23 protein-coding genes are annotated in these 22954 nt (G+C 71.5%); 12 read left to right on the forward strand and 11 right to left on the reverse strand.

All coding sequences use genetic code 11. The features are described from left to right. Positions 1-50 precede the first annotated feature (50 nt). From ACFOW4_RS16765 to ACFOW4_RS16775, 3 genes are all read left to right on the forward strand, one after another. The gene (locus ACFOW4_RS16765) at positions 51-476 is read left to right on the forward strand and encodes a CBS domain-containing protein (protein WP_377528681.1); all 426 of its coding nucleotides are present in this window, start codon (positions 51-53) and stop codon (positions 474-476) included. Positions 477-550: 74 nt separating this feature from the next. Then, complete coding sequence (locus ACFOW4_RS16770) at positions 551-979, forward strand: SufE family protein (protein ID WP_377528683.1); 429 nt, start codon at positions 551-553, stop codon at positions 977-979. A 20-nt stretch (positions 980-999) separates the two neighbouring features. Next, on the forward strand, positions 1000-1635 hold the full coding sequence (locus ACFOW4_RS16775) for a DsbA family protein (protein WP_377528685.1): 636 nt from the start codon (positions 1000-1002) through the stop codon (positions 1633-1635). 64 nt (positions 1636-1699) lie between these two features. Here the strand turns inward: ACFOW4_RS16775 and ACFOW4_RS16780 are convergent, their stop codons facing one another. From ACFOW4_RS16780 to ACFOW4_RS16800, 5 genes are all read right to left on the reverse strand, one after another. Beyond that, a complete protein-coding gene (locus ACFOW4_RS16780; RefSeq protein ID WP_377528721.1) occupies positions 1700-2248 on the reverse strand; it encodes a YbaK/EbsC family protein in 549 nt (182 codons plus the stop codon). A 71-nt stretch (positions 2249-2319) separates the two neighbouring features. Beyond that, entirely contained in the window at positions 2320-2514 is a 195-nt protein-coding gene (locus ACFOW4_RS16785; protein WP_377528687.1) for a hypothetical protein, read from the reverse strand. Between the two features lie 37 nt (positions 2515-2551). Then, complete coding sequence (locus ACFOW4_RS16790; RefSeq protein ID WP_377528689.1) at positions 2552-3334, reverse strand: SDR family oxidoreductase; 783 nt, start codon at positions 3332-3334, stop codon at positions 2552-2554. A gap of 136 nt (positions 3335-3470) precedes the next feature. Then, positions 3471-4130, reverse strand: a complete 660-nt coding sequence (locus ACFOW4_RS16795) for a GAP family protein (protein ID WP_377528691.1) — start codon at positions 4128-4130, stop codon at positions 3471-3473. Between the two features lie 51 nt (positions 4131-4181). After that, on the reverse strand, positions 4182-5561 hold the full coding sequence (locus ACFOW4_RS16800) for an MFS transporter (protein WP_377528693.1): 1380 nt from the start codon (positions 5559-5561) through the stop codon (positions 4182-4184). 276 nt (positions 5562-5837) lie between these two features. On the opposite strand from ACFOW4_RS16800, the gene ACFOW4_RS16805 reads away from it, so the two are divergent. Together ACFOW4_RS16805 and ACFOW4_RS16810 are read left to right on the forward strand one after the other, a co-directional pair. After that, positions 5838-10316: an HAD-IC family P-type ATPase gene (locus ACFOW4_RS16805; RefSeq protein ID WP_377528695.1), complete on the forward strand. Its 4479-nt coding sequence runs from the start codon at positions 5838-5840 to the stop codon at positions 10314-10316. Between the two features lie 59 nt (positions 10317-10375). Continuing rightward, positions 10376-11173 carry an MBL fold metallo-hydrolase gene (locus tag ACFOW4_RS16810; RefSeq protein WP_377528697.1) on the forward strand — a complete coding sequence of 266 codons (798 nt, stop codon included), beginning with the start codon at positions 10376-10378 and terminating at the stop codon, positions 11171-11173. A gap of 397 nt (positions 11174-11570) precedes the next feature. Here the strand turns inward: ACFOW4_RS16810 and ACFOW4_RS16815 are convergent, their stop codons facing one another. The 3 genes from ACFOW4_RS16815 to ACFOW4_RS16825 form a co-directional block, all read right to left on the reverse strand. Further along, entirely contained in the window at positions 11571-13547 is a 1977-nt protein-coding gene (locus ACFOW4_RS16815) for a WD40/YVTN/BNR-like repeat-containing protein (RefSeq protein WP_377528699.1), read from the reverse strand. A gap of 672 nt (positions 13548-14219) precedes the next feature. Then, positions 14220-14639, reverse strand: coding sequence for a CBS domain-containing protein (locus ACFOW4_RS16820; RefSeq protein WP_377528701.1), 420 nt, complete (start codon positions 14637-14639; stop codon positions 14220-14222). 83 nt (positions 14640-14722) lie between these two features. Next, a complete protein-coding gene (locus ACFOW4_RS16825; RefSeq protein ID WP_377528703.1) occupies positions 14723-15025 on the reverse strand; it encodes a hypothetical protein in 303 nt (100 codons plus the stop codon). Between the two features lie 49 nt (positions 15026-15074). Between ACFOW4_RS16825 and ACFOW4_RS16830 the strand changes: the two genes are divergently transcribed. The 3 genes from ACFOW4_RS16830 (at position 15075) to ACFOW4_RS16840 (ending at position 17148) form a co-directional block, all read left to right on the forward strand. After that, complete coding sequence (locus ACFOW4_RS16830) at positions 15075-15212, forward strand: hypothetical protein (protein ID WP_377528705.1); 138 nt, start codon at positions 15075-15077, stop codon at positions 15210-15212. An 88-nt stretch (positions 15213-15300) separates the two neighbouring features. Next, on the forward strand, positions 15301-16323 hold the full coding sequence (locus ACFOW4_RS16835; protein ID WP_377528707.1) for a hypothetical protein: 1023 nt from the start codon (positions 15301-15303) through the stop codon (positions 16321-16323). Between the two features lie 150 nt (positions 16324-16473). Further along, on the forward strand, positions 16474-17148 hold the full coding sequence (locus ACFOW4_RS16840; protein WP_377528709.1) for a cytidylate kinase family protein: 675 nt from the start codon (positions 16474-16476) through the stop codon (positions 17146-17148). Positions 17149-17284: 136 nt separating this feature from the next. Here the strand turns inward: ACFOW4_RS16840 and ACFOW4_RS16845 are convergent, their stop codons facing one another. Next, complete coding sequence (locus ACFOW4_RS16845) at positions 17285-17668, reverse strand: hypothetical protein (protein WP_377528711.1); 384 nt, start codon at positions 17666-17668, stop codon at positions 17285-17287. Between the two features lie 30 nt (positions 17669-17698). Here ACFOW4_RS16845 and ACFOW4_RS16850 point away from each other — a divergent pair, with 30 nt between their 5' ends. Further along, complete coding sequence (locus tag ACFOW4_RS16850; RefSeq protein ID WP_377528712.1) at positions 17699-18037, forward strand: hypothetical protein; 339 nt, start codon at positions 17699-17701, stop codon at positions 18035-18037. 87 nt (positions 18038-18124) lie between these two features. Here ACFOW4_RS16850 and ACFOW4_RS16855 read toward each other — a convergent pair whose 3' ends face one another. After that, positions 18125-18580, reverse strand: coding sequence for a VOC family protein (locus tag ACFOW4_RS16855; protein WP_377528714.1), 456 nt, complete (start codon positions 18578-18580; stop codon positions 18125-18127). A 217-nt stretch (positions 18581-18797) separates the two neighbouring features. On the opposite strand from ACFOW4_RS16855, the gene ACFOW4_RS16860 reads away from it, so the two are divergent. From ACFOW4_RS16860 to ACFOW4_RS16870, 3 genes are all read left to right on the forward strand, one after another. Then, a complete protein-coding gene (locus ACFOW4_RS16860; protein WP_377528716.1) occupies positions 18798-19247 on the forward strand; it encodes a tyrosine-type recombinase/integrase in 450 nt (149 codons plus the stop codon). Between the two features lie 229 nt (positions 19248-19476). After that, positions 19477-20172 (forward strand): hypothetical protein, encoded by a 696-nt coding sequence (locus ACFOW4_RS16865; RefSeq protein ID WP_089018388.1) that lies wholly within the window; start codon positions 19477-19479, stop codon positions 20170-20172. 9 nt (positions 20173-20181) lie between these two features. Continuing rightward, the gene (locus ACFOW4_RS16870; RefSeq protein WP_313723813.1) at positions 20182-20769 is read left to right on the forward strand and encodes a TetR/AcrR family transcriptional regulator; all 588 of its coding nucleotides are present in this window, start codon (positions 20182-20184) and stop codon (positions 20767-20769) included. A 714-nt stretch (positions 20770-21483) separates the two neighbouring features. Here the strand turns inward: ACFOW4_RS16870 and ACFOW4_RS16875 are convergent. Further along, complete coding sequence (locus tag ACFOW4_RS16875; RefSeq protein ID WP_157743142.1) at positions 21484-21945, reverse strand: hypothetical protein; 462 nt, start codon at positions 21943-21945, stop codon at positions 21484-21486. Between the last annotated feature and the right edge of the window lie 1009 nt (positions 21946-22954).

The raw sequence follows: 22954 nt of genomic DNA on the forward strand, positions 1-22954 counted from the left end.
TCACGGGGTACGACATCCTGATACGGGCGGAAACAGCTTCGGAGGCTCTCATGACCGGTTACCGGGTCAGCGATGTGATGACCAAGCAGGTGGTGTACCTGCCGGCGGAGACCACCCTCGACGAGGCGGCCAAGGTGATGAAGGAGGCGGACATCGGCGACGTGGTCGTCACCGACGGCGCCAGCCTCGCCGGCATGCTCACCGACCGTGACATCGTGGTCCGGGCGGTCGCCGAGAACAGCACCCCGGCGGCCACCACCATCGGCTCGATCGTCACGCGCGAGGTCGTGATGATCGAGCAGCACTGCACGGCGGGCGAGGCGGCCGCGCTGATGCGGGAGCGGGGCATCCGACGCGTGCTGGTCTGCGACAGCGACCGCAAGCTGGTCGGCATCGTCTCGCTCGGCGACCTGGCCATGCAGCTCGATCCGACCAGCGCACTGAGCGAGATCAGCGAGCAGGCGCCCACCGCGTGATTCCCGTCGCAGACCCCCGGCCCGCCGCCCCCGGTGCGCCGGGGGTCGCGCGGTGACGGCGGTAGCCTCGACGCATGGCTGACATGCCGGCCCGACTGGCCGAGATCGTCGACGAGTTCGCCGCCGCACCCCGCGACCTGGTGCTGGAGATGCTGCTGGAGTACGCCGACGTCATCCCGCCGCTGCCGGCCGACGGCACCGACCGCGAGGGCATGGAGCAGGTCCCGGAGTGCCAGACGTCGTTCTTCCTGCGTGCCCGGGTGACGTCGGAGCGGACCGTGGAGACGCTGTTCGACTGCCCGCCGGAGGCGCCCACCACCCGGGCCTTCGCGGGGATCCTCGCCGAGGGGCTGGCCGGAGCGAGCGCCGAGGAGGTGCTGGCCGTACCGGACGACCTCTACCAGCGGATGGGCCTGGCGCAGGCCATCAGTCCACTGCGGGTGCGCGGTGGCACCGCCATCCTGGGCCGCCTCAAGCGCCAGGTCCGGGAACAACTGGACTGAGCGGGGAGTTGCCACCGATCATGGAGATCGACATCTACGCCGACGTCGTCTGCCCGTGGTGCTACATCGGCAAGAGCCGACTGGAGCAGGCCCTGGCCAGGTACGACGGCGACGTGACCGTCCGCTACCGGCCGTTCCAGCTCGACCCGTCGCCGGTGCCCGCACCGGTCCCGCTGGTCGAGGCGATGGCCGCCAAGTTCGGCGACGCGGACCGGGCCCGCCAGATGTTCGCCCACGTCACCGAGGTCGCCGCCGGTGACGGGCTGCGGCTCGACTTCGACCGGGCGGTGGCCGCGAACACCTTCGACGCGCACCGGCTGATCTCCTACGCCACCGATCAGGGCCGCGGGTCCGACATGGTGGACGCGCTCTACCGGGCGTACTTCACCGGTGGGGTCGACATCGGCTCCCGCGACGCGCTGGCCACCCTGGCCGGCGAGGTCGGCCTGGACGCCGCCGACGTACGCCGGTTCCTCGACTCCGACGAGCGGTCCGCCCAGCTCTCGGCCGAGCTGGCCGCCGCCCGGGAGCTGGGGGTGACCAGCGTGCCGACCTTCGTGCTGGCCGGCAGGTACGCGGTCACCGGCGCCCAGGAGGCAGAGACCCTGCTGGCCGCCCTGGCCGAGGTCGAGCAGCGCGAGTCCGCCGCACGCTGACCCGAGCGCGCCGCATCGAGGCACGTGATGTTTCACGTGCAACGACATAGATGCCGATGCCCGGTCACGCGGGCCTGGCCAGGCCCTCCACCACCTGCGCGCCGGGCAGCGCGCCCAGCGCCGGCCCCGGCAGGGCGATCTTGCTGTGCCGGACGCCGGACCCGATGATCACGTGCGGGGTGGCGATCACCCGGGCGTCCACCAGGATCGGCCACGACTCCGGCAGCCCGACCGGGGTGATGCCGCCGTACTCCATGCCGGTCAGCTCGACCGCGTCGGCCATCGGGGCGAAGCTCGCCTTGCGGACGTCCAACGCCCGCCGGACCACCCCGTTCACGTCGGCCCGGGTGGTGGCCAGGACGATGCAGGCCGCGTAGCGGACCACGCCCTCGCGCTTGCCGGCCACCACCACGCAGTTGGCCGACACGTCCAGCCCCACCTCGTACGCGGCGCAGAAGGCGGCGGTGTCGGCGAGGTCGGCGTCGATCGGCGCGACCAGCACGTCGTCCACGTCCACCGGCGCGTCGGCCGGCCACTGGGCGATCGCCGCCGCGACGGGCGCGGCGAGCAGGTCGAGTCGGGCACGGGCCGGTTCGGTCTTCAGCGTTCCCATCACGGCTGCGATCCTCGCACCCGTGCCGCCGAACCGCCCGCTGGCATCGGGGCCGCGTCCCGAACGACGGGTCAGCTACCGGCGAGGAAGGCGTTCTCGCGCAGGAAGGTGCGATCACGGGAGGCGGCCAGTTCCTCGGCCCGCTGGGCCTTGGCGCGCTGGACCTCCAGGTCCTCCAGCCCGTGCCGGACACCCAGCCGGATCACGCCGTAGAGGAAGACGAAGCCGAAGACGTACAGGATCACGGTGATGACGACAGCGAACATGCCGTCACCGTAGGCGGAACGTGAACCGGGAACCTTCTCATCTCCGGCCCGTTCCCCCGTACGTGTCGGCGAGGTGGTCGGCCCAGGTCCGGGTGCCCCTCGGCAGCGCCTCGGTGACCAGGCCACCGGCGCGCAGCTCACGGCCGAGGCGGCCGGGGAGGCGCACCGGCAGCAACGGTCGGCGTGAACCCCGGGCGGCACGCCAGGCGCGGACCGCGTCGTCGAAGCGGAGCACCTGCGGTCCGCCGAACTCCTCGATGCCGCGCAGCGGACCGGCGGTCAGCCGGGCCGCCAGTCGGGCCGCGACCTCGCCCGGATCGACCGGCTGGGCGAGCACCGCCCGGTCCCCGACCACCGGGCCCAACCGCGCACTGGCGGTCAGCAGGTCGTCCAGGAACTGCGGGAACTGGGTGGCCCGCAGCACCGACCAGGGCACCGGACCGGCCGCGACCACCTGCTCGGCGGCGAGCTTGTGCCGGTAGTACGGGATCGGCACCCGGTCGACGCCGACGATCGAGATGTAGACCAGGTGCCGGACCCCGGCCTCGCCGGCCGCCACCACCAGCCGCCGGGTGCCCAACACGTCCACCCGGTACGTGTCCCGGCCCCGGGGCGAGGACGCCAGGTGCAGCACCGCGTCCACCCCGGACACCGCCTCGGCCAGGCCGTCCCCGGTGGCCAGGTCGGTCACCACCCACTCCACGTCCGAGCCGGTACGCGGCCGTCGACTCGTCGCCCGGACGGCGATCCCGTCCGCGTGCAGCCGGGCCAGCACGGCACCGCCGAGGCGTCCGCCCGCCCCGGTCACCAGAACCCTCATCACGTCCTCCCGTTCCGCCGCGGTACCGCGGCCTCCTGAACCGACCCACCGAACCGTCCGGCGCCGCCGTCCGCCCCGTGGGCCGCCGTTTCGATGACGGTGCCGTCGGGTGACCCGTGACCGGGTGTGCGGCGGTTCACCACGAGCGGAGCAGATCCGCCACGGTCAGCAGGGCGAAGAACCCGATCAGCACCTCGTCGACCACCCAGACGTGCTGCTGCGCCCACGTCCGCATCCGGGGCAGCACCCGCGTCGCGCGTCGTCCGAGCAGCAGCAGCAGCGCCAGCAGAGGCAGGGCCAGGATGCTCACGGTGAGCAGCACGATCGGCAGCAGGTGCCACCACGGCAGGTCGTCGCGCGCCACGCTCGCCCCCACCACGGCCATGGTCAGGTCGTTGGTGGGCGTGGCAACGAAGAGCAGCAGGCCCAGCCGCAGACCCCGGGTCGGCCCGGCGCGCTGGATGCTGCCCAGCCATCTCGGCTCTCCGGTGCGGCGCCGCCGCAGCCAGACCACCACGGCCAGGACGACCAGCACGGCCAGGACGGCTCCGTCGATGGCGGGGCCGGTGTGGTCGACGCGGCCGGCGGCGGCGATGGTGTCACCGGCCAGCCCCCGTACCGTACGGGCGAGCAGCCAGCTCACCGTCACGCCGACGGTCACCACCAGCCCGGCGCCGGCGAGGTAGCCCAGCGACGCGGCCCGGGGCCGGTCCGCCGAGGCGAGGAAGACCGCCACGACCAACGGGGTCCCGGCGACCATCACCACTGCCAGCGGCAGGACGGTCAGGAAGTTCATCGTCCGCCCATCCTCCCGGCCCAGTGGGGCCCGGACGGGTGGATCTGCCGATCACCCGCCGGGTCGGGCACTCCCGTCGACCACCACCCGGCCGGCGAGCAGCGCACCGAGCAGCGCCAGGCCGGCGGCCACCGCCAGGGTCACCGTGTAGCTGGCCGGACCCGGCGCGCTGCCGGCGGCCAGCACGGCCCCGGTGAGCGCCAGCACGGTCGCCGCGAAGAGCGAGTCGCCCAGTTGCAGCGAGGAACTGTTGCGGCCCTGTTCGCCGGGGGCGGACAGCTCCAGGGTGAGCACCGACAGCGACGGGTAGAGCAGCCCCATGCCGAGGCCGGCGAGCGCCCAGCTCAGCACGGCGACGGCCACCGGCACCTCGGGGCGTACGGCGAGCGCCACCGTGGCGGTGCCGATCGTGATGCAGGTGAGCCCGACGCGGGGCAGGCTGGCCCGGGAGGCGGGGACCGGGATGCGGCCCTGCACCCAGGAACCCGCCGACCAGGCCAGCGCACCGACCGTGAGGACCAGCCCGGCGGCCGTCGGGGAGAGCCCCCGCTCCCGGGAGAGCAGCAGCGGGATGACCACCTCGGCACCGACGAAGGCCGCCGAGGCCAGGCCGCGCAGCCCGATCACGGTCGGCAGGCCGCGGGCCGCCCGCAGGAACCCGGCCGGCAGCAGGCGCGGAGCGCACACCAGCAGACCGGCCACGGCGAGGGCGACCACCACCAGCGCGGTCGTGCCGCGCTGCTGTCCCCCGATGTGCAGCAGTGCGGCGCTCACCCCCGCCCCGCACGCCCAGCCGATCCGGGCCGTCGCGCCGGCCGCCACCCGACTCGCGGTGGCACTCCCGAGCGACCGCAGACCGGGATGGATCAGCAGCACCGCGGGCACAGCCACCGCCGGCACCGCGAGGAACACCCACCGCCAGCCCAGGTACTCGACGATCAGGCCGGCCACCGCCGGGCCGACCAACGACGGGACGACCCAGGCGGCGGCGAAGGCGGCGAAGATCCGCCGGTGCAACTGCTCCGGGTACGCCTGCCCGACGATCACGTACAGCGCCACCGAGAGCAGACCCGAACCGAAGCCCTGCACCACCCGGCCGACGACCAGTGCGCTCATCACCGGCGCGGTGCCGGCCACCACCAGTCCGACGACGAACCAGGCGACGCCGTGCCACATCGGCGCGCGCGGCCCCCGCGCGTCGCACCAGATGCCGGAGACCACCATGGCGACCACGCCGGCGGCGAACGGACCGCCGAACGCGATGCCGTACAGCGCCAGCCCGTCCAGACTGCGGGCGACCGTCGGCATGGCCGTACCGACCGCCAGCGCCTCGAACGCCAGCAGTGAGATGAGCGCGACGCTGCCCACCGTCATGGCGCGCAGTCGGGGCGCCCAGAGTCCGGGGGCCGCCGGCACTGCGGTGGCGGTCACCGTCGGCCCGCCGTCGGGTCGTCGGTCCAGGTGGTCGCTCGGCTCGGCATGGACCGAGCCTGCGACCTCAACCTGGATTCAAGTCAACCGGCCGTGACCCGCCTCTCGGCCGACCCGGTCGGCAACGACGGAAACTTCCCCAGGTCCGGGGGCATAACGGACGCGACGTCGGGAAGCCAGGCGCCCGGACATGACGCGGTGGGAGGGTGAGATGACCGACGGCAGCAGCAGCGGTAGCGGGGAGTCGGGCCGGAGCCCGTCCGGCCGTACGCCTCGATGACGGCGGCGGGTCGCGTCGCCGGCCGCCTGCTGCCGTCCGTCGGCGTGCCGCACCTGGTCACCGAGGCGTCCCGGACCGTCGGATCGACCGCGACCCGGCTGGCCCGGATGGCCGGGCTGACCCGGCGCCGCGTGTGGTCCCGACCCGGACGGCACCACATCGAGGTGCACGGGGTCTGCCAGGCCGGCGGTGACCGGCTGGCCCGGCAGGTGGAGAACGCCCTGGAGAAGCTGCCCGGGGTGGCCTGGGCCCGGGTGAACGCACCCTCGGGCCGGGTGGTGGTCGCCGTGCAGGCGCCGGAGCCGAAGCTGGGCGACCTGATCGCCACGATCGGCCGGACCGAGCGGATCTGCCCCCACGAGCCCGACCCCGAGGTTCCGCCGCCGCACCCGCCGGAGGAGGGACCCCGAACTCCGCGCACCTTCGGCGCGTTGGCCTCCGACGCGCTGGGCCTGACCATCTCCGCGGCCACCCGGATCCTGCCGTTCGCGCCGGTGCCGGGTGAGGTGGCCGGCCTGCTCGGGGCGGTGGACCTGCACCCGAAGCTGCACGCGCTGGCGGACCGGGGCCTACGCGCCGACCCCCGTGCCGACCTGCTCTTTCCACTCGCCGAGGCGGTGGTGCAGGGCCTGACCGGCGGCTGGACCGGCATCGTGCTGGACGGTGTCCAGCGGATCGTGCAGTGGACTGAGGCGCGGGCCCAGCTGCACGCGTGGGAGACCGCCGAGCCGAAGCTGACCGGGGACCCGGACCGGGCCGTCGCACGGTGGCCGGTCAGCGACCGTCCCCGGCCCAAGCCCGACGGCCCGGTCGAGCGGTACGCCAACCGGATGTTGATCGCCGGCGCGGCGGCGGCCGCGGCGACCGCGCCGGTGGCCGGTCGCAAGCGCGCCGCCGCGCTCGGCCTCTCCGCGCTGCCCAAGGCCCCGGGCAGCGGCCGTGAGGGGTACGCCGCCAACCTCGGCCGGATCCTGGCCCGGCGCGGCGTGATCGCCATGGACCGCAGCGTGCTGCGGGAGCTCGACCGGATCGACACGCTGGTGCTGGACGCCGCCGTGCTCGGCTCCGACCGCGGAGTGCTGGCCGACCTGGCCCCACTGCCCGGAGCCGACGTCGACCAGGTGGCGGAGCGGGCGTTCGCGCTCTTCGACCCCGCCGACCCGACCGGCTCGCGGGGGGCGGACGGCTGGCGACTCGGGCCGCTGGAGCAGTTGCATGCCGACGACCCGGGCGGCACCCCGGACAGTGACCGGCTGCGGTCCGCGGGCGGCCAGTTGCTCGGTCTGGCCCGCGACGGCCGGCTGGCCGCGCTGCTGCGGGTCGAGCCGGAGCCCGCACCGGGCGTCGATGGCCTGTCTACCGCTGCACAGCGGGCCGGGCTGCGGCTCGTGGTGGCCGGCGCGGACGAGCAGCGGTACGGCTTCGCCGACGCCGTGCTGCCCGGCGGGGACCACCTAGCCGACACGGTACGCGGGCTGCAACGCGACGGCGCGGTGGTGATGCTGGCCTCCGCCGACCGGACGGCGCTCGGCGCCGCCGACTGCGGCCTGGGGCTGGGCGGGCCGGAGGACCTTCCGCCGTGGGGTGCCCACCTGCTGGTCGGCACCGACCTGCGGGTGGTGGCGCTGCTGGTGGAGGCGGCCGGGGTGGCCCGACGGATGACCGAGCAGAACATCCGGCTGTCCATGGCCGGCACCGGCCTGGGTGCATTGGGGGCGTTCACCGCCGCCCCGACCCAGCTGCCCGGCCGGTCCCTGTCGGCGGTGAACGGCGCTGCCGCGCTCGCCTTCGCGCACGGTGTCTGGCGGGCCGGTCGGCTGCCCGACCGGACGGACACTCCGGCGCCGGTGGTGACCGCCTGGCACCTGATGCCGGTCGGTACCGTCCTGGACCGACTGGACACCGGGCCGGACGGACTGGGCAGCGCCGAGGCACGCCGCCGCCACGGCGGGGTCGGCACGGGCGGCAACGACGTCAGCTCCGGAGGGTTGCTGCGCGCCTTCGTGGACGAGCTGGCCAACCCGCTCACCCCGGTGCTCGCAGCCGGGGCGGTGCTCTCCGCGTCGTTCGGCTCGCTGGTCGACGCCGCTCTGGTCGGCGGGGTGGTCGGCGGATCCGCGCTGATCGGGGCGGTGCACGAGCGCAACACCGAACGGTCGCTGGCCGAACTGCTGTCCCGCTCGGCGGTGACCGCCAAGGTCCGCCGGGACGGCGCCGAGCAGGTGATCGCGGCGGAGGACCTGGTGCCCGGTGACGTCATCACCCTCGAACCGGGCGACTCGGTACCCGCCGACTGCCGGGTGCTCGAATCGGTCGGCCTGGAGGCAGACGAGTCGTCACTGACCGGCGAGTCACTGCCGGTGGGCAAGACGGACCGTCCGGTGGTCGCCGCCGCCGTCGCCGACCGACATTCGATGCTGTACGACGGCACCACGATCGCCGCCGGCCACGGCACCGGCGTGGTGGTCGCCACCGGTGCCGACACCGAGGCCGGACGCAGCTTGGCGCTGGTCCGGCAGGCACCCCCGACCAGCGGCGTGGAGGCCCGGCTCGGCCGGTTGACCAGCGCCGCCATTCCGCTCGCCGCCAGCTCCGCCGTGGCGGTGGCCGGCGCCGGCCTGCTGCGGGGCGTACCGCTGGCCGAGACGGCGGCGACCGCCGCGAACCTGGCCGTGGCGTCGGTGCCGGAGGGGCTGCCGTTCCTGGTCAGCGCGGCGCAGCTGGCCGCCGCCCGGCGGCTGGCCGAGCACGGCGCGCTGGTCCGCAATCCGCGGACCATCGAGGCGCTGGGCCGGGTGGACGTGCTCTGCTTCGACAAGACCGGCACCCTCACCGAGGGCCAGTTGCTGCTTGCCGGCGTGGGCGACGGCGCCGGCGACCGGTACGCCGCGGTGGACCGGCTGGACGACCGGCTCCGGTTGACGCTGGCCGCCGCCCTGCGGGCCACCCCCGCCGGGGATCCGGAGGAGCTGGCCCTGCAGACCGACCGGGCGGTCCGCCGCGGCGCCGCCACCGCCGGGGTGGTGGAACAGACCGGGGCGACCGACTGGCGGGCGGCCGGCGGGCTGCCGTTCGAACCGTCCCGGGGCTACCACGCGACGGTGGGCGAGACGGGCGGCCACCTGCTGCTCAGCGTCAAGGGCGCGCCGGAGACGGTACTGCCGCGCTGCGCGGCCCGCCGGCTGGACGGCAACCAGCAGCCCCTGGACGACGCCGGCCGCGAGGAGCTGCACCGGCTGCTGGCCGACCGGGCCGGGGCGGGCCACCGGATCCTGGCCGTCGCCGAGTGCCGGGTGGACGGGCCGGACGTCAGCGACGGCGACGTGCGGGAGCTGACCTTCGTGGGCTTCCTGGCCCTCGCCGACGGAGTCCGGGAGAGCGCCGCCCCGGCGGTCCGCCGGATCCGACAGGCCGGCGTACACACCATCATGATCACAGGTGACCACCCGGCCACCGCCGAGGCGATCGCGGCCACCATCAGCGAGCACGACGAGCAGCGGGTGGTCACGGCCGGCGAGCTGGACCAGCTGGACGACGAGGCGCTCGCCGAGCGGCTGGCCGCCACCGACGTGGTGGCCCGCTGCACCCCGGCGCACAAGGTACGGATCATCCAGGCGTTGCAGAAGTGCGGGCGGACCGTGGCGATGACCGGCGACGGCGCCAACGACGCCCCGGCGATCCGGCTGGCCGACGTGGGCATCGCCCTCGGTCAACGGGGCACCCCGGCCGCACGCGCCGCCGCCGATCTGGTGGTCACCGACGACCGGCTGGAGACCATCATCGCCACCCTGGTCGAGGGCCGGGCGATGTGGTCGTCGGTCCGCCACGCGCTGAGCATCCTGGTCGGCGGCAATCTCGGCGAGATCGCGTTCAGCGTGCTGACCGCCGCCGTCACCGGCCGGTCCGCGCTCACCGGGCGGCAACTGCTGCTGGTCAACCTGCTCACCGACCTCGCGCCGGCGCTGGCCATCGCGATCCGACCGCCGGCGTCGGACCGTACCGACGGCCTGCTGCGGGAGGGGCCGGACACCTCCCTCGGCGAGACGCTGACCCGGGAGATCGGGTTGCGCGCCGCCGCCACCACGCTCGGCGCCACCGCCGGCTGGACGCTGGCCCGCTACACCGGTCGCCCCCGACGGGCCGGCACGGTCGCGCTGGTCTCCCTGGTCGGCACCCAGCTGGGTCAGACGGTGCTGGCCGGTGGCACCAGCCCGGCGGTGCTGGCCTCCACCGCGGCCTCGCTGGGCGCGCTGGTCGTGGTGGTGCAGACCCCGGGGCTGAGCCAGTTCTTCGGCTGCACCCCGCTCGGACCGGTCGGCTGGAGCATCGGCGCCGGCACCGCACTCGGTGCGACCTTCGCCAACGGCGCGCTCACGAAGCTGATGGAGCGCCTGCCGCAGAGCTGGTCCGAATCATCGCCAGCGCCCGCCGATGCCCGGCCCGACGGCGGTGGACCCGCCGACACGGAAAGCTGACCGCCGATCTGCCGCATGGCCGCCATCCGCCGGGGTACCGCAGCGGGCAGGAGGTGGGCATGGTGGCGGAGCGGCCGGAGGTCACGTTCATCGGCACCGCGACGACGGTGCTGCGGATCGGCGGGTTCACCCTGCTCACCGACCCGAACTTCCTGCACCGGGGTCAGCGGGCGTACCTGGGCAAGGGCCTGTGGTCGCGCCGGCGGACGGACCCGGCGCTGCGCATCGCCCAACTGCCGGAGCTGGACGCCGTGCTCCTGTCGCACCTGCACGGTGACCACTTCGACCGGGTGGCCCGCCGGGAACTGGACCGGACGCTGCCCATCGTCACCACGCCCGCGGCGGAGCGGAAGCTGCGCCGGTGGGGCTTCGGGGCCGCCGAGGGCCTGGCGACCTGGTCCTCGCGGGAGCTGCACCGCGACGGTAGGACGCTGCGACTGACCTCCATGCCCGGCAAACACGGCCCCGGCGCCCTGGACCGGCTGCTGCCCGACGTCATGGGCACGATGATCGACGTGGAACGCGCCGGACGGCGGGAGTTCCGCCTCTACGTCACCGGGGACACGCTGAACAAGCCGCTGCTCACCGCCATCCCCGAGCGGTACCCGGACATCGACGCGATGCTGATCCACCTGGGCGGCACGAAGGTCGCCGGGATCCTGCTCACCATGGACGCCCGGCAGGGTGCCGACCTGGTGGAGCTGGTACGCCCGAAGCTGACCGTGCCGATCCACTACGACGACTACCCGGTGTTCCGCTCCCCGCTCGCACACTTCGTCGACGAGGCCCGCCGCCGCGGCTTCGTGCGGCAGGTCCGCACCATCGCCCGCGGCGAGACCGCCTCCCTCGTGCCGTGACCGGGGGCCCGCGACCGCTCCCGAGGTCCGTCCGTCCCGGTCTCCTGCGGCGCTGCTCTCCCCGCTGCAACCGGCGCAGCGCCTGGGTGGTCCTGTCGCGTGGCCGTGGCCGCTGCCGGCGAGCTGGTCCGGGCGGGGGCGACCGGCCTGCTGGTCAGCGCGTTCGGGGTGACGGGCCCGATGCCCGTCGGTGCGGCTCGGCCGGGAGACCTCTGGTGCTGTAGCGCTTTGTCGGCGAAGCCGTGGATCGGGCGAACGCGAGCTCGGTCAGGTCCCGCGTTCGCCCGACACGGACGGAAGCCACAAGATCCGAAAATCGGGCCGGTCGTTGCGATGCCGCACCTCCCGTCCGGCGTGGACGGGAGGTGCTCGGCGCATGCCGCTGTTGCGGGGTGAGTCAGCGCAGCGCCAGCCGGTAAACGCTGCTTCCCGTGCCCGCGAACAGCCAGTGGCCGTCGGGCGAGACCAGCACCGAGCGCACGTCAGGATCGACGAGCTGCGCGGAGAAAGCGTTGCTCCAGTGAACGCCACCGTCGTCGCTGCGGAACACGCCCTGACCGGGCTCATACATGTCACGCGAAGCGGCAAACATCGTCCCGTCCGGTGCGAAGGTGACGTCGTTGTAGACCAGTCCGGGGATGTCGGCGTCGCTGAACGACGCGCCGCCGTCGTGGCTCACCTTGATCATGTTGGTTCCGACCGCCACGATGTGGTTGGGATCAGCGGGGTCGACCGCAACCCGGACAACCTCTCCGTCGAACACCTTGACCGCGGTTGCGCCGGAATCCGTGCTGCGGTAGAGGCCGGTCAGGTCGCCAATCCACAAGGCACCGTCAGCCCGAGGGTCAACGGTGACCGACTCCACGCCCTGCATCTCCGGGAACTGGTGCAGCGTGAGGGTCGCGCCGCCGTCCTGGCTGGCATACACGCCTACGGCGGGGTGCATGGACGCCGCGTAGATCGTCGACGGATCGCGGGGGTCGACAGCCAGCGACCAGGACACGCCGGGCACGACATCCAGTGTCCGCCAGCTCGCCCCGCCGTTGGCCGAGCGCTCCAGGGCGAAGCAGTCGCCCCCGCAGAGGCCGCCACGCGTCCTCAGCATGCCTCCGCTCTGGCCCTTTACGGTAGCCAGCGCATGGATTTCGTTGCCAAAGATGTTGGTCACCTGCCCTGTCCACCCCCACTCCTGGTAGCCGGGCTGGAGGTTCTCGGCCAGAGGTGCCGTGGAGCGGTAGCTACCCGCGACGGCCGTGCCGGCGACAAGCGCGGAGCCCGAGACGGCTAGCGTGTTGACCTGGGCGTCAGGCACGCCGATGCGCTGGAAGCGAGTCGAATCCCGAGTCGTGTAGATTCCTGCGCCGCCCGCCGCCACGACCTGCTCGTACGGGCGGTCCGGAAAGCTGCCCGTGTCGGTGTAGGCGTCGACGCTGCTGGTCGCTTTCGGCTTGGGGGTCCACGTCCGACCGAGGTCACTGGTCACCCACAAGTTGCGCTTGCCCGTCCCGTCGGCCGTATTCGCAATCGTCTGCACCTGGAGCTCGCCGGTCGCGGTCAGACCGGTGTAGAGCACCGAATCGTCGGCACCCCAGGGCCCCGACAGCTTGGCCCAGCTGCGGCCGCGGTCGGTGGACATCACCGCGCCAGTGGCTTGGTTGGAGGCGACCAGGACCGACCCGCGCACCGACAACATCTCCACCGAGAGATCGCCCGGAACCGACAGTCTCTGCGCCGGGCCGGCGTTTCCGAGCGCGTTTTCGACGAGGTAGATGCCGTTGCGCGTGCCGACGAACAAATCCTGGCCCTCGAGTGCGAGGCGGGTCGCCCCGCTCGGCGAGCCGGGAAGCTCCAGCCAGTGCAGGCCCTGGTCGGAACTGGCGAAGACCCCTGCATCACCGGCCGCGAAAACGTACTGCCCGGTAGGCGACACCACGACATCGGAAATCTGGGTGGGGCTGTTCAGCACCGGATCGAACGTCCGGCCGGCGTCGTCACTGCGCAGCAGAAAGCCTTCCCAACTGCCCGCAACGGTCCCCGCCACGTAGACGACGTCCGGGTCATGGGGGTCGGCTGCCAGACGTAGTCCTCTGGCGTCGGGGATCTCGAACTTGGCCTGCGGCAGCCATGTCAGACCGTGGTCGTCGCTGCGGTGGACCCGCCAGCCCCGGTCAGGCAGCACATACACGCGGGACGGCATGGCTGGCGTAAACGCGAGATGGCCACCGCTGGCGTTGGGGCCTATCGACTGCCACTGTGCCGCGCTGACGGTGTTCGATGTGCCCGTTTCGGCCGAGGCGGGTACGGCCGCGACTCCGGAGAGTGCGGTGGTCAGACCCAGTGCGAGCAGGGTTCGCTTCATGGTCTTGAGGTGCATGAACGGAGCATCAGGCAGACATCTGTTGTTTCGCCACTGTTCGACAGTGTCCGAGCTGTGCCGTGGCGTATGTGCGTCGCCACTTGTTCAACTGCAGCTACCTGATCGTCGTCCAGGCTCACGATGCTGGAGTTGACCTGCGTGGGCGGCTACTTCGTGCCGACGGCGGGGCACGCAACTGCCACGGACGCATCCCGTACCGCCAAGGCGGTCACCGTTGGTGACCGCGCCGGCGTAGCTGAAAGCCAGGGCGTCCATGGCGGCTGGCCGAAGGTCGGTGAGGGCTGCCTCGTTTGAGGTCAGCCCTCACCGGTCCAGGGTTTTCCAACGCCCGCGCGTACCGCGCTGCGCCCGGGCGGCAGGTCAAGAACGTCAATCAGGCTGGGGTCCTCGTGGGCGCGCGACTGGTCCGCGGTCACGTCCGGATCCACGCGGCCCCACTAACTCGCCGAACGCACGCCGGTCCACGCCCGTGGCGTCGCCCGTCGGCACCTCGACGAGCGCACCCTCCAGCACCTGGATTTCCACGCCGGGCAACATAGCTGATCGAGAACATCGCCCTGCAGGCGCACGCCACCGCCATCCACCGCGCCGCCTCGACGACGATCATCGGCACGACGCCATGCGGTTCTCTGGCGGCTGCCGCTGCTCAGTACAGGCGATTGACACTGGTCAGTTGCGCTCGGAGATGGCCTCGATGAGGTCGCCCACCGGACGCTCCGGCAGGGAACGGGCCACGTCGGCGACGGCCACGATGCCGACGAGTTCGTGCCCGTCGATCACCGGCAGCCGGCGTACCTTGTGCTGGCCCATCGTGCGCAGGATCTCGGCCGCGTCGTCGTCCGCGCCGATGGTCACCGCCTTGCCCTGGGCCAGTTCACCGGCGGTCACATTCGCCGGGTCACGGCCCTCGGCCAGCACCTTCACCACGATGTCGCGGTCGGTCAGCATGCCCTTGAGTCGGTTGTCGTCGCCGCAGATCGGCAGGGAACCGACCCCCAGGTCGGCCATCCGCTTCGCAGCCGACTGCAGGTCGTCCTGCTCACGGACGCAGGTCACGTCGTTCGTCATGATCTCGCGTGCGGTTGGCATTGGTATGACACCTCACTTCCGGGGGTTGTTGCTGTTTCTCCTACCCCGGACGGCCCCGACCATGCGAACGGTCGCCAGCTCAGTCAGCTGCGGAGAAAGCCGTCCCGCGGTGCACCCGGCTCCGTCCAGCAGTGGCCGCCACGAAACTCCACTCCGGAGACACCCTCGACGAGCCGGCTGATGTCGACCACGCCGGCCAGCGAGGTGGCCAGATCCGCCCGCAACTCCGCGCTCGCCGTGTCGAGGTCATCCTCCTCGGTGGACCAGTCGACGTCCGCCGCCCGCAGCTCGGCGACCGCACGCTCGGTGACGGCCCGTGGATCGGTCACCAGCACCTCCACCCGGCAGTACACCTGAAGCGTGACCGGGCCCGACTGTTCGTCCATTGGGCGATCATCTCGATGACGCTGAGAGAGCGTCAAGGCGAGCCTGATCGTGCTCGACCGCAACGACGCTGGACGGTACATCGAGGTGCGCGGCCGGGCGAGCGTGAGCGAGGACATCGACCGGACGTCGGCGGCTCAACTGGCAGACAAGTACGAGAACCCAGGCGCGGGCGCGAAATGGCTGTAGTGACGGTTGCCTTGATCCAGTACCGTCCGAACGGCGAACTCCTAACCACACGGGGGAACCCTTGCCGAATCCCATCAGTGTCCGTCGCATGGTCGCCTGGACCGCACCCGTGGCGCTCGCGCTTACCGCGCTCGCCCCGACGCTGCCCGCCCAGGCCGCGGCGAAGCCCACGCCCACCGCCACTGCCGGCCCGGTCGATAAGGACCTCAACGGTGACGGTGTCCCCGACCTGGTCACCGCCGGCGGCCCGGGTACCGGCCTCAGCTCTGGCGTCTGGTACGCGCTCGGCGTGAAGTCCCGCAAGACTGGCGTCGGCACCGGCCAGGTGCAGACCCCGGCCACCAACATCGGCCTACTCGGCAACGGTGTCACCGGGAACGCCTCCGGGGCCGACTTCGACGGCGCCCAGGTTCTCACCGGGCGCTTCACCGGCGTCGACCGCCAGGATTTCCTGTACTACTACCCGGCGGGCGACGCCGCCGGCATCGGCGGCATCATCCGCGGCGCCGGGGATGGCACGATGGCCAGCCCGTACAACAACCAGTTCACGATCGGATACGAGAATCTGATCGACGCCAACGGCAACAGCCCCCTGCAGTTGGCGAACGCGTTCCAGGCTGACGGCGTCGACAACGGCATCCCGGATCTACTCGGCATCGCCGGTGACGCCACCAACGGCTACCGGCTCGGCTACCACCCCAGCTTCGGCGCGCCTGGCCTGTACTTCGGCACCACAACGTTGATCAACTCCACCCCGACCGGCGGCAGCGACTGGCAGAACTGGAGCATCGCCAGCACCGAGACCGCCTCCGGCGTCGCGCTCGTCCTGCGCAACGCCACCATCGGTGACCTGTACCTGTGGACCGGGGTCACCATGGTCGACAACGGTGACGGCACCGGCACGCTGAACCACACCCAGTACCAGGTCGCGGCGAACTGGAACACCGGCGTCGCGATCAGGACCCTGCAGGCCGCGGACATCAACGCCGACGGCACCCCGGACCTGTGGACCGTGCTGCCGGACGGCACTCACCGGGCGTACCTGGTTTCCGGTCTCTCGACAACCGGCACCGCGACGGTGACGGCGACCCGCGCCAAGCAGCTGGCCTGACCTGCTGGGGGCGCTCCACCACTCGGTGGTGCGCCCCCAGCCTGCTCAAGCGATCCAGGGCCTGGCCGTCCACCGGCGGCTGGCCCGCTGAGCTGCGTAACGCCGAAGGACCTGACCGGCGACCTTCGCGAGACCAGGACGGGGCAGGGCATGGACCAAGGCACCCGCGACGAGATGATCGGCCGCCTGGCTGAGGCAGTCGGGTCCGTCACCGTCGCACACCCGACTCGTGTTGCCATCGACGGACCGCCCGCCGCCGGCAAGACCACCCTCGCCGACGAGCTGGCCGTCGTTCTGCGCGAACAGGGCCGTGACGTCATCCGTGCGACGATCGACGATTTCCTCTTCCCCCGGGCACAGCGCTATCCGCGCGGCGAGTACTCGGCCGAAGGGTGCTACTACGACACCCACGACTACGACGCGCTGAACCGGGTTCTGCTCGATCCGCTCGGCCCGGGCGGGGATCGACGCTTCCAACACGCGGTCTACGACCACACCGCGGATACTGCGCTGTCCCCGCCGGTCATGACTGCCTCAGCCGAGGCCGTACTGCTCTTCGACGGCGTCTTCCTCATGCGCCCGGAACTGATTGATCGGTGGGACCTGCGCATCTTCGTGTCGACGGCATTCGAGAAGACCGTGGATCGTGCCGTGATCCGAGACCGCCGGGTGTCATCTCGGGCCGAAGTCGAACGGCGCTGGCGCGAGCGTTACATCCCCTCCCAACAGTTGTACTTCGCTACGGTCCGCCCGACCCATCACGCCAACATCGTGGTGCACAACGACGAGCCCCAGCAGCCGGCCTGGGCGACTCAGACACGCTGACCGCACTCACCGGCGCTTCGAGCAGGGGCGAGCATCTGCGGACCGTCACGGAACCGCTGCGGGGCCGAAGCGCTCTCGATTTCCCCCAGCCGTTCGGGCACCTTCGCCCAACGGGTCAGGGACGAACAAGCCAGAGCTACCCCTCCGCCGGCAAGTCGTGAAACCACCGGCGGGACGATGCGGGTACCAGCAACAGACCGACGATGACTGACGCACCAACGATCTGCAGCAGCCCTGACGCATCAGCCTTGGCGATCGTGACGACGCCGTACCCCACGCTGACGGTCGAGAGAACGGTTGTCCAAAACCGGGCCCGCCCGCTGCCACGCCACAGGCCGTAGGCCAACGCCAGGAGAAGAAGTACCCCTATCAACCCGGTGGCCATGGATGGACCATTCGCAAACATCATCGACGCCGGGAGTGCGGCCCCCACTAGCAAAATCGCGGCGGCGGCGGCGACCGGCATAGGAACGCGTCGCTGGCTTTGCCCGATCATCGGCTCATGGTAGGCGTCGTTCACCCGGTCCACTAGGGCACTGGCCGCACGGCGATGGAGCCGTGGAACGTCAACCGGCGGTTCGAGCAGCTGCGCGCGGCGGGCGGTCTGGACTGGCTGCACCTGCACGATCCGCGGCACGGGTTCGCCACGTTCCTGCTCGACCAGTGCGAGGAGCTGCGCACGGTGGACACGGGCGGAAGCCGCTCGGCAATGACCTGGTTCGACCTGCGCCGCCACGCTGGCTGCCACGTCCAGGAGCTGACCGCCGTTGACCGCCATCGCCCATCCCACCGGACGCGGGCCGCCGACTTTCAGCTTGGGAATCGCACAATATCGCTTCGACGTGCGCCGCTTCTCCTGCTCGCCTCGGCCGTAGGCGGCCTCACGTAGCCCCCGATGACATCGGCTTGTGGCCCGTGGATGGCCCGTCTCAGGAAGCAGGCGGTAGGCAATGTAGCAACGACGCGGCTTGTTCTGTCACGAACGGGCCTCGCGACCCGGCATGCGGGTAGTGATTTCCTGCAGCGTCCAGCCGTTTCCGTCCGGGTCCTGGAATGAGGCGTACGAGTTGTAGCTCGTACGTTCGGGGTCGGGGCCGGGTTGGCGCGCCTCGGGCCAGAAAGCGCCGCCGGGGCCGTGGTAGACCTCGGTGACGTCGACGCCCCGCTGGGCCAGCTCCTCCCGTGTGGCCACGACGTCGGAGGTCACTAGCTCTAGGTGCCGCATCGACCCCGGTGCAGCGGCTATCGGCAGGCCTTTGCCGAACGCGATGGACGTATGGCCGTCACCAGTCGGGGTCAGTTGCACGACGCGGACGTCGTCGCTGACCTTGATGTCTGCGTCCAGTCGCCAGCCCAGGCGATCCCGGTAGAACTCCAGCGCCCTGTCGACATCCGACACCGGGAGCGTGACCACCTCAAGATTGACGTGCATCGTACCCACTCCTTGTCTGTCCTGTCTGCGGTGTTCTGTCCCGACGGCGGGGACGCTTTGGTCCTGGCCCCGGGCCACCCGGGCTCGCGCCGGCCATCAGTCACCAAGACCGGATCAACGCCCCTGTGATCGAGGAGCGGGAGCGGCTACTGCCGCCGCTGTTCCTACCGCCGGACGTTACCCCCGATTGGGCCACGTCGCGGAGGATCCGGAGGTTGTGCTGGCGGATCTCCGTCGCGAGGGTCCGTGGCCCGCTGCCGGTGACGAGTGGTTCGGTTGCGGTCTAGCAGACGGGACAGCGCTGCTGCTCCGCGCGGCGGCTGGGCTGGACTGGCTGCACCTGCACGACCTGCGGCACGCCTTTTCCAGGTTCCTGCTTGACCAAGGCGAAGATCTGCGCACGGTGAGGGAGCTGCTAGGGCACTCCGCGATCCGGATGACGGCCGACACCTACGGGCACGTCCTGCCGACGCGGACTCGTCAGGCTGCCCCGGCAATCGATCGCGTGCCGGGCGAGGAGGAGACGGCGTGCATTCGGGACCGAGGTCAACCGTGGAAAGTGCTGGTGGAGCCAGGGGACTCGAACCCCAAAAACGCGATCATGGGACATCGGGGGTGTAGGCGGCCTTTGACCTGCTGTCACCTCGGATCGACTTCCGTTGCCTGACACCAGTTTGCGGCCTCAGGTGGTCCCGATGTGGTCCCGATGATCTTGCCGATCGAGGCGGCCCGAGCCGGCGCCGTCCGCCTGGTCCTGGTCCTCGACGGCTCGGTCAAGTCCGCCCCGGTGGCTCCACGCGTGGCTCCCAAAGGCCCCTCGTGGGGCGACTTGACACGCGAGGTTAATGAGCCTAACTTTTAGGTTAACTCCACTAACAAGCCGTCAGGAGCTGGTCATGGCCATGCTGTCGTCCCTTACCAACCTCGACGCCGCCGCGTCACGGCAATCCACCTCGACGCCGCCCCGGCGGCGCGTGGCCCCCGTGCTCGCCGGCGTCGGCTACTCGCTCGCCTGGATCGCCGGCCTGACCGTCGCGTCCGCCTCCACCGACGTGACCTCCACGGGCGCGGCGCTGGTGGCGGATTCCGCCGGCCACGAGGTCGCCTCGATCACGCAGTACGTGCTGACCGAGGGCGTCGCCGCGGTCCTCCTGGCCGTGGTGGTCGTGCTGCTGGGCCGGGCCGTGGGCGAACACCGAGGTTCCCGGCTGCTGACCGGCACGGGCCTGGTCGCGGCCGGCATCTCGCTGGTGCAGTGCGCGCTGGGCGTCACGCTCGCCGGCTGGGCGGCGCCCGGAGGCCATGCCGACGTCGCCGGGGCGCTCTTCGAGACGGTCAACCGGCTCGACGGGCTGAAGATGTTTGTGCTAGCCGCGATGGCGCTGGCAGGTGCCGGCCTGGCCCGGCGCGCCGCCATTCTGCCCCACTGGTTCGGGTACCTCGGACTGGCGCTCGCCGTCACGCTGGTCGCCTCCGGCGTGGGCTATCTGTTCCTGATGAGCACCGCGGCGCTGGCGGCGTACGTGTCGTTGCCGTTGCTGCTGGTCTGGGTGACGACGGCGGGCCTGCTCGTGCGTCGGACCGGTCGGTAGGCTGCGGTAATGCCCCGTTCGGGTCTGACCCGCGACCGCGTGGTCGCACAGGCCGCGACGGTGGCCGACGAGGTGGGCTTCGACCGGCTCGCTCTGGCCACTGTCGCGAAGCGACTGAACGTCTCCCTGCCCGCGCTCTACAAGCACATCGACAGCCTGGCCGGGCTGCAACGCGACGTGGCCGTGCTCGGCGTGCGGGAGCTGACCGTAGCGATCTCCACCGCCACGGTGGGCCGGTCCGGTCGCGACGCCCTGCACGCGGCGGCACGGGCGTACCGCGAGTACGCGCTCGCGCATCCCGGCCGCGCCGCCGCCGCCGTCCGGGCACCGGACCCGGCGGACGCCGAGCACCTGGTCGTCGGGCGGGCGGCGGTCGAGGTGCTGCTCGCCTTGCTGAGGGGCTACGACATCACCGGGGACGACGCGATCCACGCGGTACGCGCGATGCGCGTGGTCCTGCACGGGTTCGTGACCCTGGAGGCGGCCGGCGGGTTCGGGCTGCCGCAGTCCCTCGACGAGACGTTCGACCGGCTGGTCGACTCCCTGGACGCTACGTTCCGCGCCTGGGCGGCTGGCGTGCCGACGAAACCGTCGTAGCCGTCTGCGGGTAGGCGTCGAGCAGTCCCTTCGGTGCCAGTCCTAGCGCTGTTCTGGGCCGCGTTCACGATCCTCGAAGGACAAGGTGGAGCGCCCTACCGGACGAGTCTCAATGGCGGTTGTCAAGCGGCGGCGCCGGCGGCAGGAGTGGCCTGGGGGTTAGAAGAAGATCGCGGATGACTGGTTAGGGCATCGCACCCCTGTTCGACCCGTCCGTGGTTGTCGGGCATCGTCGGCCACTGCCGCTGTCCTTGGCTGTATCGATGGCTGTATGACCGGCCGGCGCTGACCGTCTGATCCGTAGATTCCCAAGAGCATGCCAAGGCCGTCCGATGCCGTCCGCCTGGTCCTGGTCCTCAAGCGCTCGGCAACTCGATCGGTCCCGTCCCGTCCGGTCCAGTCCGCCCCGGTGGCTCCCCCGCGTGGCTCCCAGACTGTCAGCTTGGGAATTGTCGATCTCCGCCTGCCTGCTGGGTTGGCGGCCTGCTCTCGTCGGTCTTCGTGGCCTCGGCCGGCCCCTGCTGTCCTGGCTCAATGGCACGCTAATGGCACATGTGTGGTCCTCGCCGATGCACCGCATGATCAGCTTGCGCTTTGAACACGATCGGATCGGGGCCGGGCCGTCGATCCGGCGATCCGGCGATCTGATGGACCCGAGGAACCGGGCAGGCGCCTGGGCCGTCATAGCCTTTCGTGAAGTCCCGGACGCGACGCCTACTCATCTCGGGTGCCCTTGCCGCTTTCGTGGCGGTGGGGATCCTCGCCACAGGTCATCACTACGTTTGGTGGGGACCCGAGCCACCACGCGATCCGGACGCGCTCGTACTGCGGATCCAGTTCGTCCAGGGCATGGGGCCCCAGTCCATTCGCCCGGTCCCCGACATTTCTGTATACGGGGACGGGCGCGTACTGACCACGGCGACCGAGTTCGCCGAGTTCCGCTTCCGGGAAGTCGTCAAGGATCAGCAGCTCACCCGTCTGGCGTACCGCCGGGTCTACCGCGACGCCCACCTTGCCGGGCTGTCCAAATCCCGTACCTTCGACAGCGACGCGCAGTGGCCTGACGCCGGTCCCACCGTAGTAACGCTCCTGGCCGGCGATGGGCAGCACGTCTCCACCCTGGAACCAGGCGCCAGCGGCACGCGCGTCTGGCTGATCAAACGGCTTGCCGATCACCTGCGGTCCCTGCCACGAAGCGACCTCGTACGCCCGCCAGTAACCTACAGGCCGACGCGGATGGCGATCGTGGCGTGGCAAGCCGGGGAGAACTCGTCCGAAAGCTCACCCAACGGGCGGACCCAGGTCACGCCATGGCCACTCTCGCCGATCGCGGCAGACCAGCAGCCAAGTTGCACTCTTCTGAGGGGAACCGACGCTGAAGCCGCTGCGCGACTCGCCGACTCAGCCTCACCTGACACGCGATGGCGCAGCGGCATGCACCTTTACACGATGGCTCTCCGGCCGTTGTTGCCCGACGAGACCGACTGTACGGCGGTGATCCGATAAGCAAGACCGCCGTCACCCCCACCGCCGGCCCCGTGCCAGACCTCGAACCCAGATCGACGTACATCGGATCCTGCGGGCACAAGCGAAGCCTCGCGCACTGGGCCCCGTGTGCGGGATCTCCTCTTCGGGCAAGTCGTAGACCGTCCAGCCTCCCAGGCAGAAGGGGGTCGCCAGTCTGCCCCCATCCCCGGATAGGTGCCAAGGACTGCGGCGCCCGGTCGGTGTCACGGGTGGCCGCAGGCCATCGGCGTGCCGACGCGCAGCGCCCTTGACGCCGGCTGGGCGGCGTAGAGAATCGGGTACCCGGGGATGGGTCACACCCCGGTCCTCGTCGTCGTCCGAACGCGGTCAGTGTCCCCGAGATTCAGGGGCAAGCAGCTCTGCTGCGCGGCAGCGATCGCCCCGCCCTCGATGGCGAGCAACCCCGACGGCGATCGTCCCGCCTCAGCCCTCATGTCCTCGGTCACCACCAGCGTGGCCGGCCGGCCCGGCCGATGCCGGCCGAAGGTCGCCAGCAGGCCGGGGCCGGGCCGGCGCGGCCCGCTTGCGGGCCGCCTTGATCCTTAAGAGGCTAATTCGGCAGTTCGTGGTGTAGAGCCCTGGCCAGCTCGGCCATCCCGTCCGTGCCTTCGGTGATGGCGTCCGCTCCTGCCCTCAGTAGGCGATCGCGCTTGCCGGG

The organism is Micromonospora sp. GCM10011542 (genome assembly GCF_042650685.1).
Classification (GTDB): Bacteria; Actinomycetota; Actinomycetes; order Mycobacteriales; family Micromonosporaceae; genus Micromonospora.

Bases quoted from the DNA above. Each gene is read 5' to 3' on its own strand.
- ACFOW4_RS16765 (WP_377528681.1), top strand. From the start codon at position 51: ATGACCGGTTACCGGGTCAGCGATGTGATGACCAAGCAGGTGGTGTAC.
- ACFOW4_RS16770 (WP_377528683.1), top strand. From the start codon at position 551: ATGGCTGACATGCCGGCCCGACTGGCCGAGATCGTCGACGAGTTCGCC.
- ACFOW4_RS16775 (WP_377528685.1), top strand. From the start codon at position 1,000: ATGGAGATCGACATCTACGCCGACGTCGTCTGCCCGTGGTGCTACATC.
- ACFOW4_RS16780 (WP_377528721.1), bottom strand. From the start codon at position 2,248: ATGGGAACGCTGAAGACCGAACCGGCCCGTGCCCGACTCGACCTGCTC.
- ACFOW4_RS16785 (WP_377528687.1), bottom strand. From the start codon at position 2,514: ATGTTCGCTGTCGTCATCACCGTGATCCTGTACGTCTTCGGCTTCGTC.
- ACFOW4_RS16790 (WP_377528689.1), bottom strand. From the start codon at position 3,334: ATGAGGGTTCTGGTGACCGGGGCGGGCGGACGCCTCGGCGGTGCCGTG.
- ACFOW4_RS16795 (WP_377528691.1), bottom strand. From the start codon at position 4,130: ATGAACTTCCTGACCGTCCTGCCGCTGGCAGTGGTGATGGTCGCCGGG.
- ACFOW4_RS16805 (WP_377528695.1), top strand. From the start codon at position 5,838: ATGACGGCGGCGGGTCGCGTCGCCGGCCGCCTGCTGCCGTCCGTCGGC.
- ACFOW4_RS16810 (WP_377528697.1), top strand. From the start codon at position 10,376: ATGGTGGCGGAGCGGCCGGAGGTCACGTTCATCGGCACCGCGACGACG.
- ACFOW4_RS16815 (WP_377528699.1), bottom strand. From the start codon at position 13,547: ATGCACCTCAAGACCATGAAGCGAACCCTGCTCGCACTGGGTCTGACC.
- ACFOW4_RS16820 (WP_377528701.1), bottom strand. From the start codon at position 14,639: ATGCCAACCGCACGCGAGATCATGACGAACGACGTGACCTGCGTCCGT.
- ACFOW4_RS16825 (WP_377528703.1), bottom strand. From the start codon at position 15,025: ATGGACGAACAGTCGGGCCCGGTCACGCTTCAGGTGTACTGCCGGGTG.
- ACFOW4_RS16835 (WP_377528707.1), top strand. From the start codon at position 15,301: ATGGTCGCCTGGACCGCACCCGTGGCGCTCGCGCTTACCGCGCTCGCC.
- ACFOW4_RS16840 (WP_377528709.1), top strand. From the start codon at position 16,474: ATGGACCAAGGCACCCGCGACGAGATGATCGGCCGCCTGGCTGAGGCA.
- ACFOW4_RS16850 (WP_377528712.1), top strand. From the start codon at position 17,699: ATGGAGCCGTGGAACGTCAACCGGCGGTTCGAGCAGCTGCGCGCGGCG.
- ACFOW4_RS16855 (WP_377528714.1), bottom strand. From the start codon at position 18,580: ATGCACGTCAATCTTGAGGTGGTCACGCTCCCGGTGTCGGATGTCGAC.
- ACFOW4_RS16865 (WP_089018388.1), top strand. From the start codon at position 19,477: ATGGCCATGCTGTCGTCCCTTACCAACCTCGACGCCGCCGCGTCACGG.
- ACFOW4_RS16870 (WP_313723813.1), top strand. From the start codon at position 20,182: ATGCCCCGTTCGGGTCTGACCCGCGACCGCGTGGTCGCACAGGCCGCG.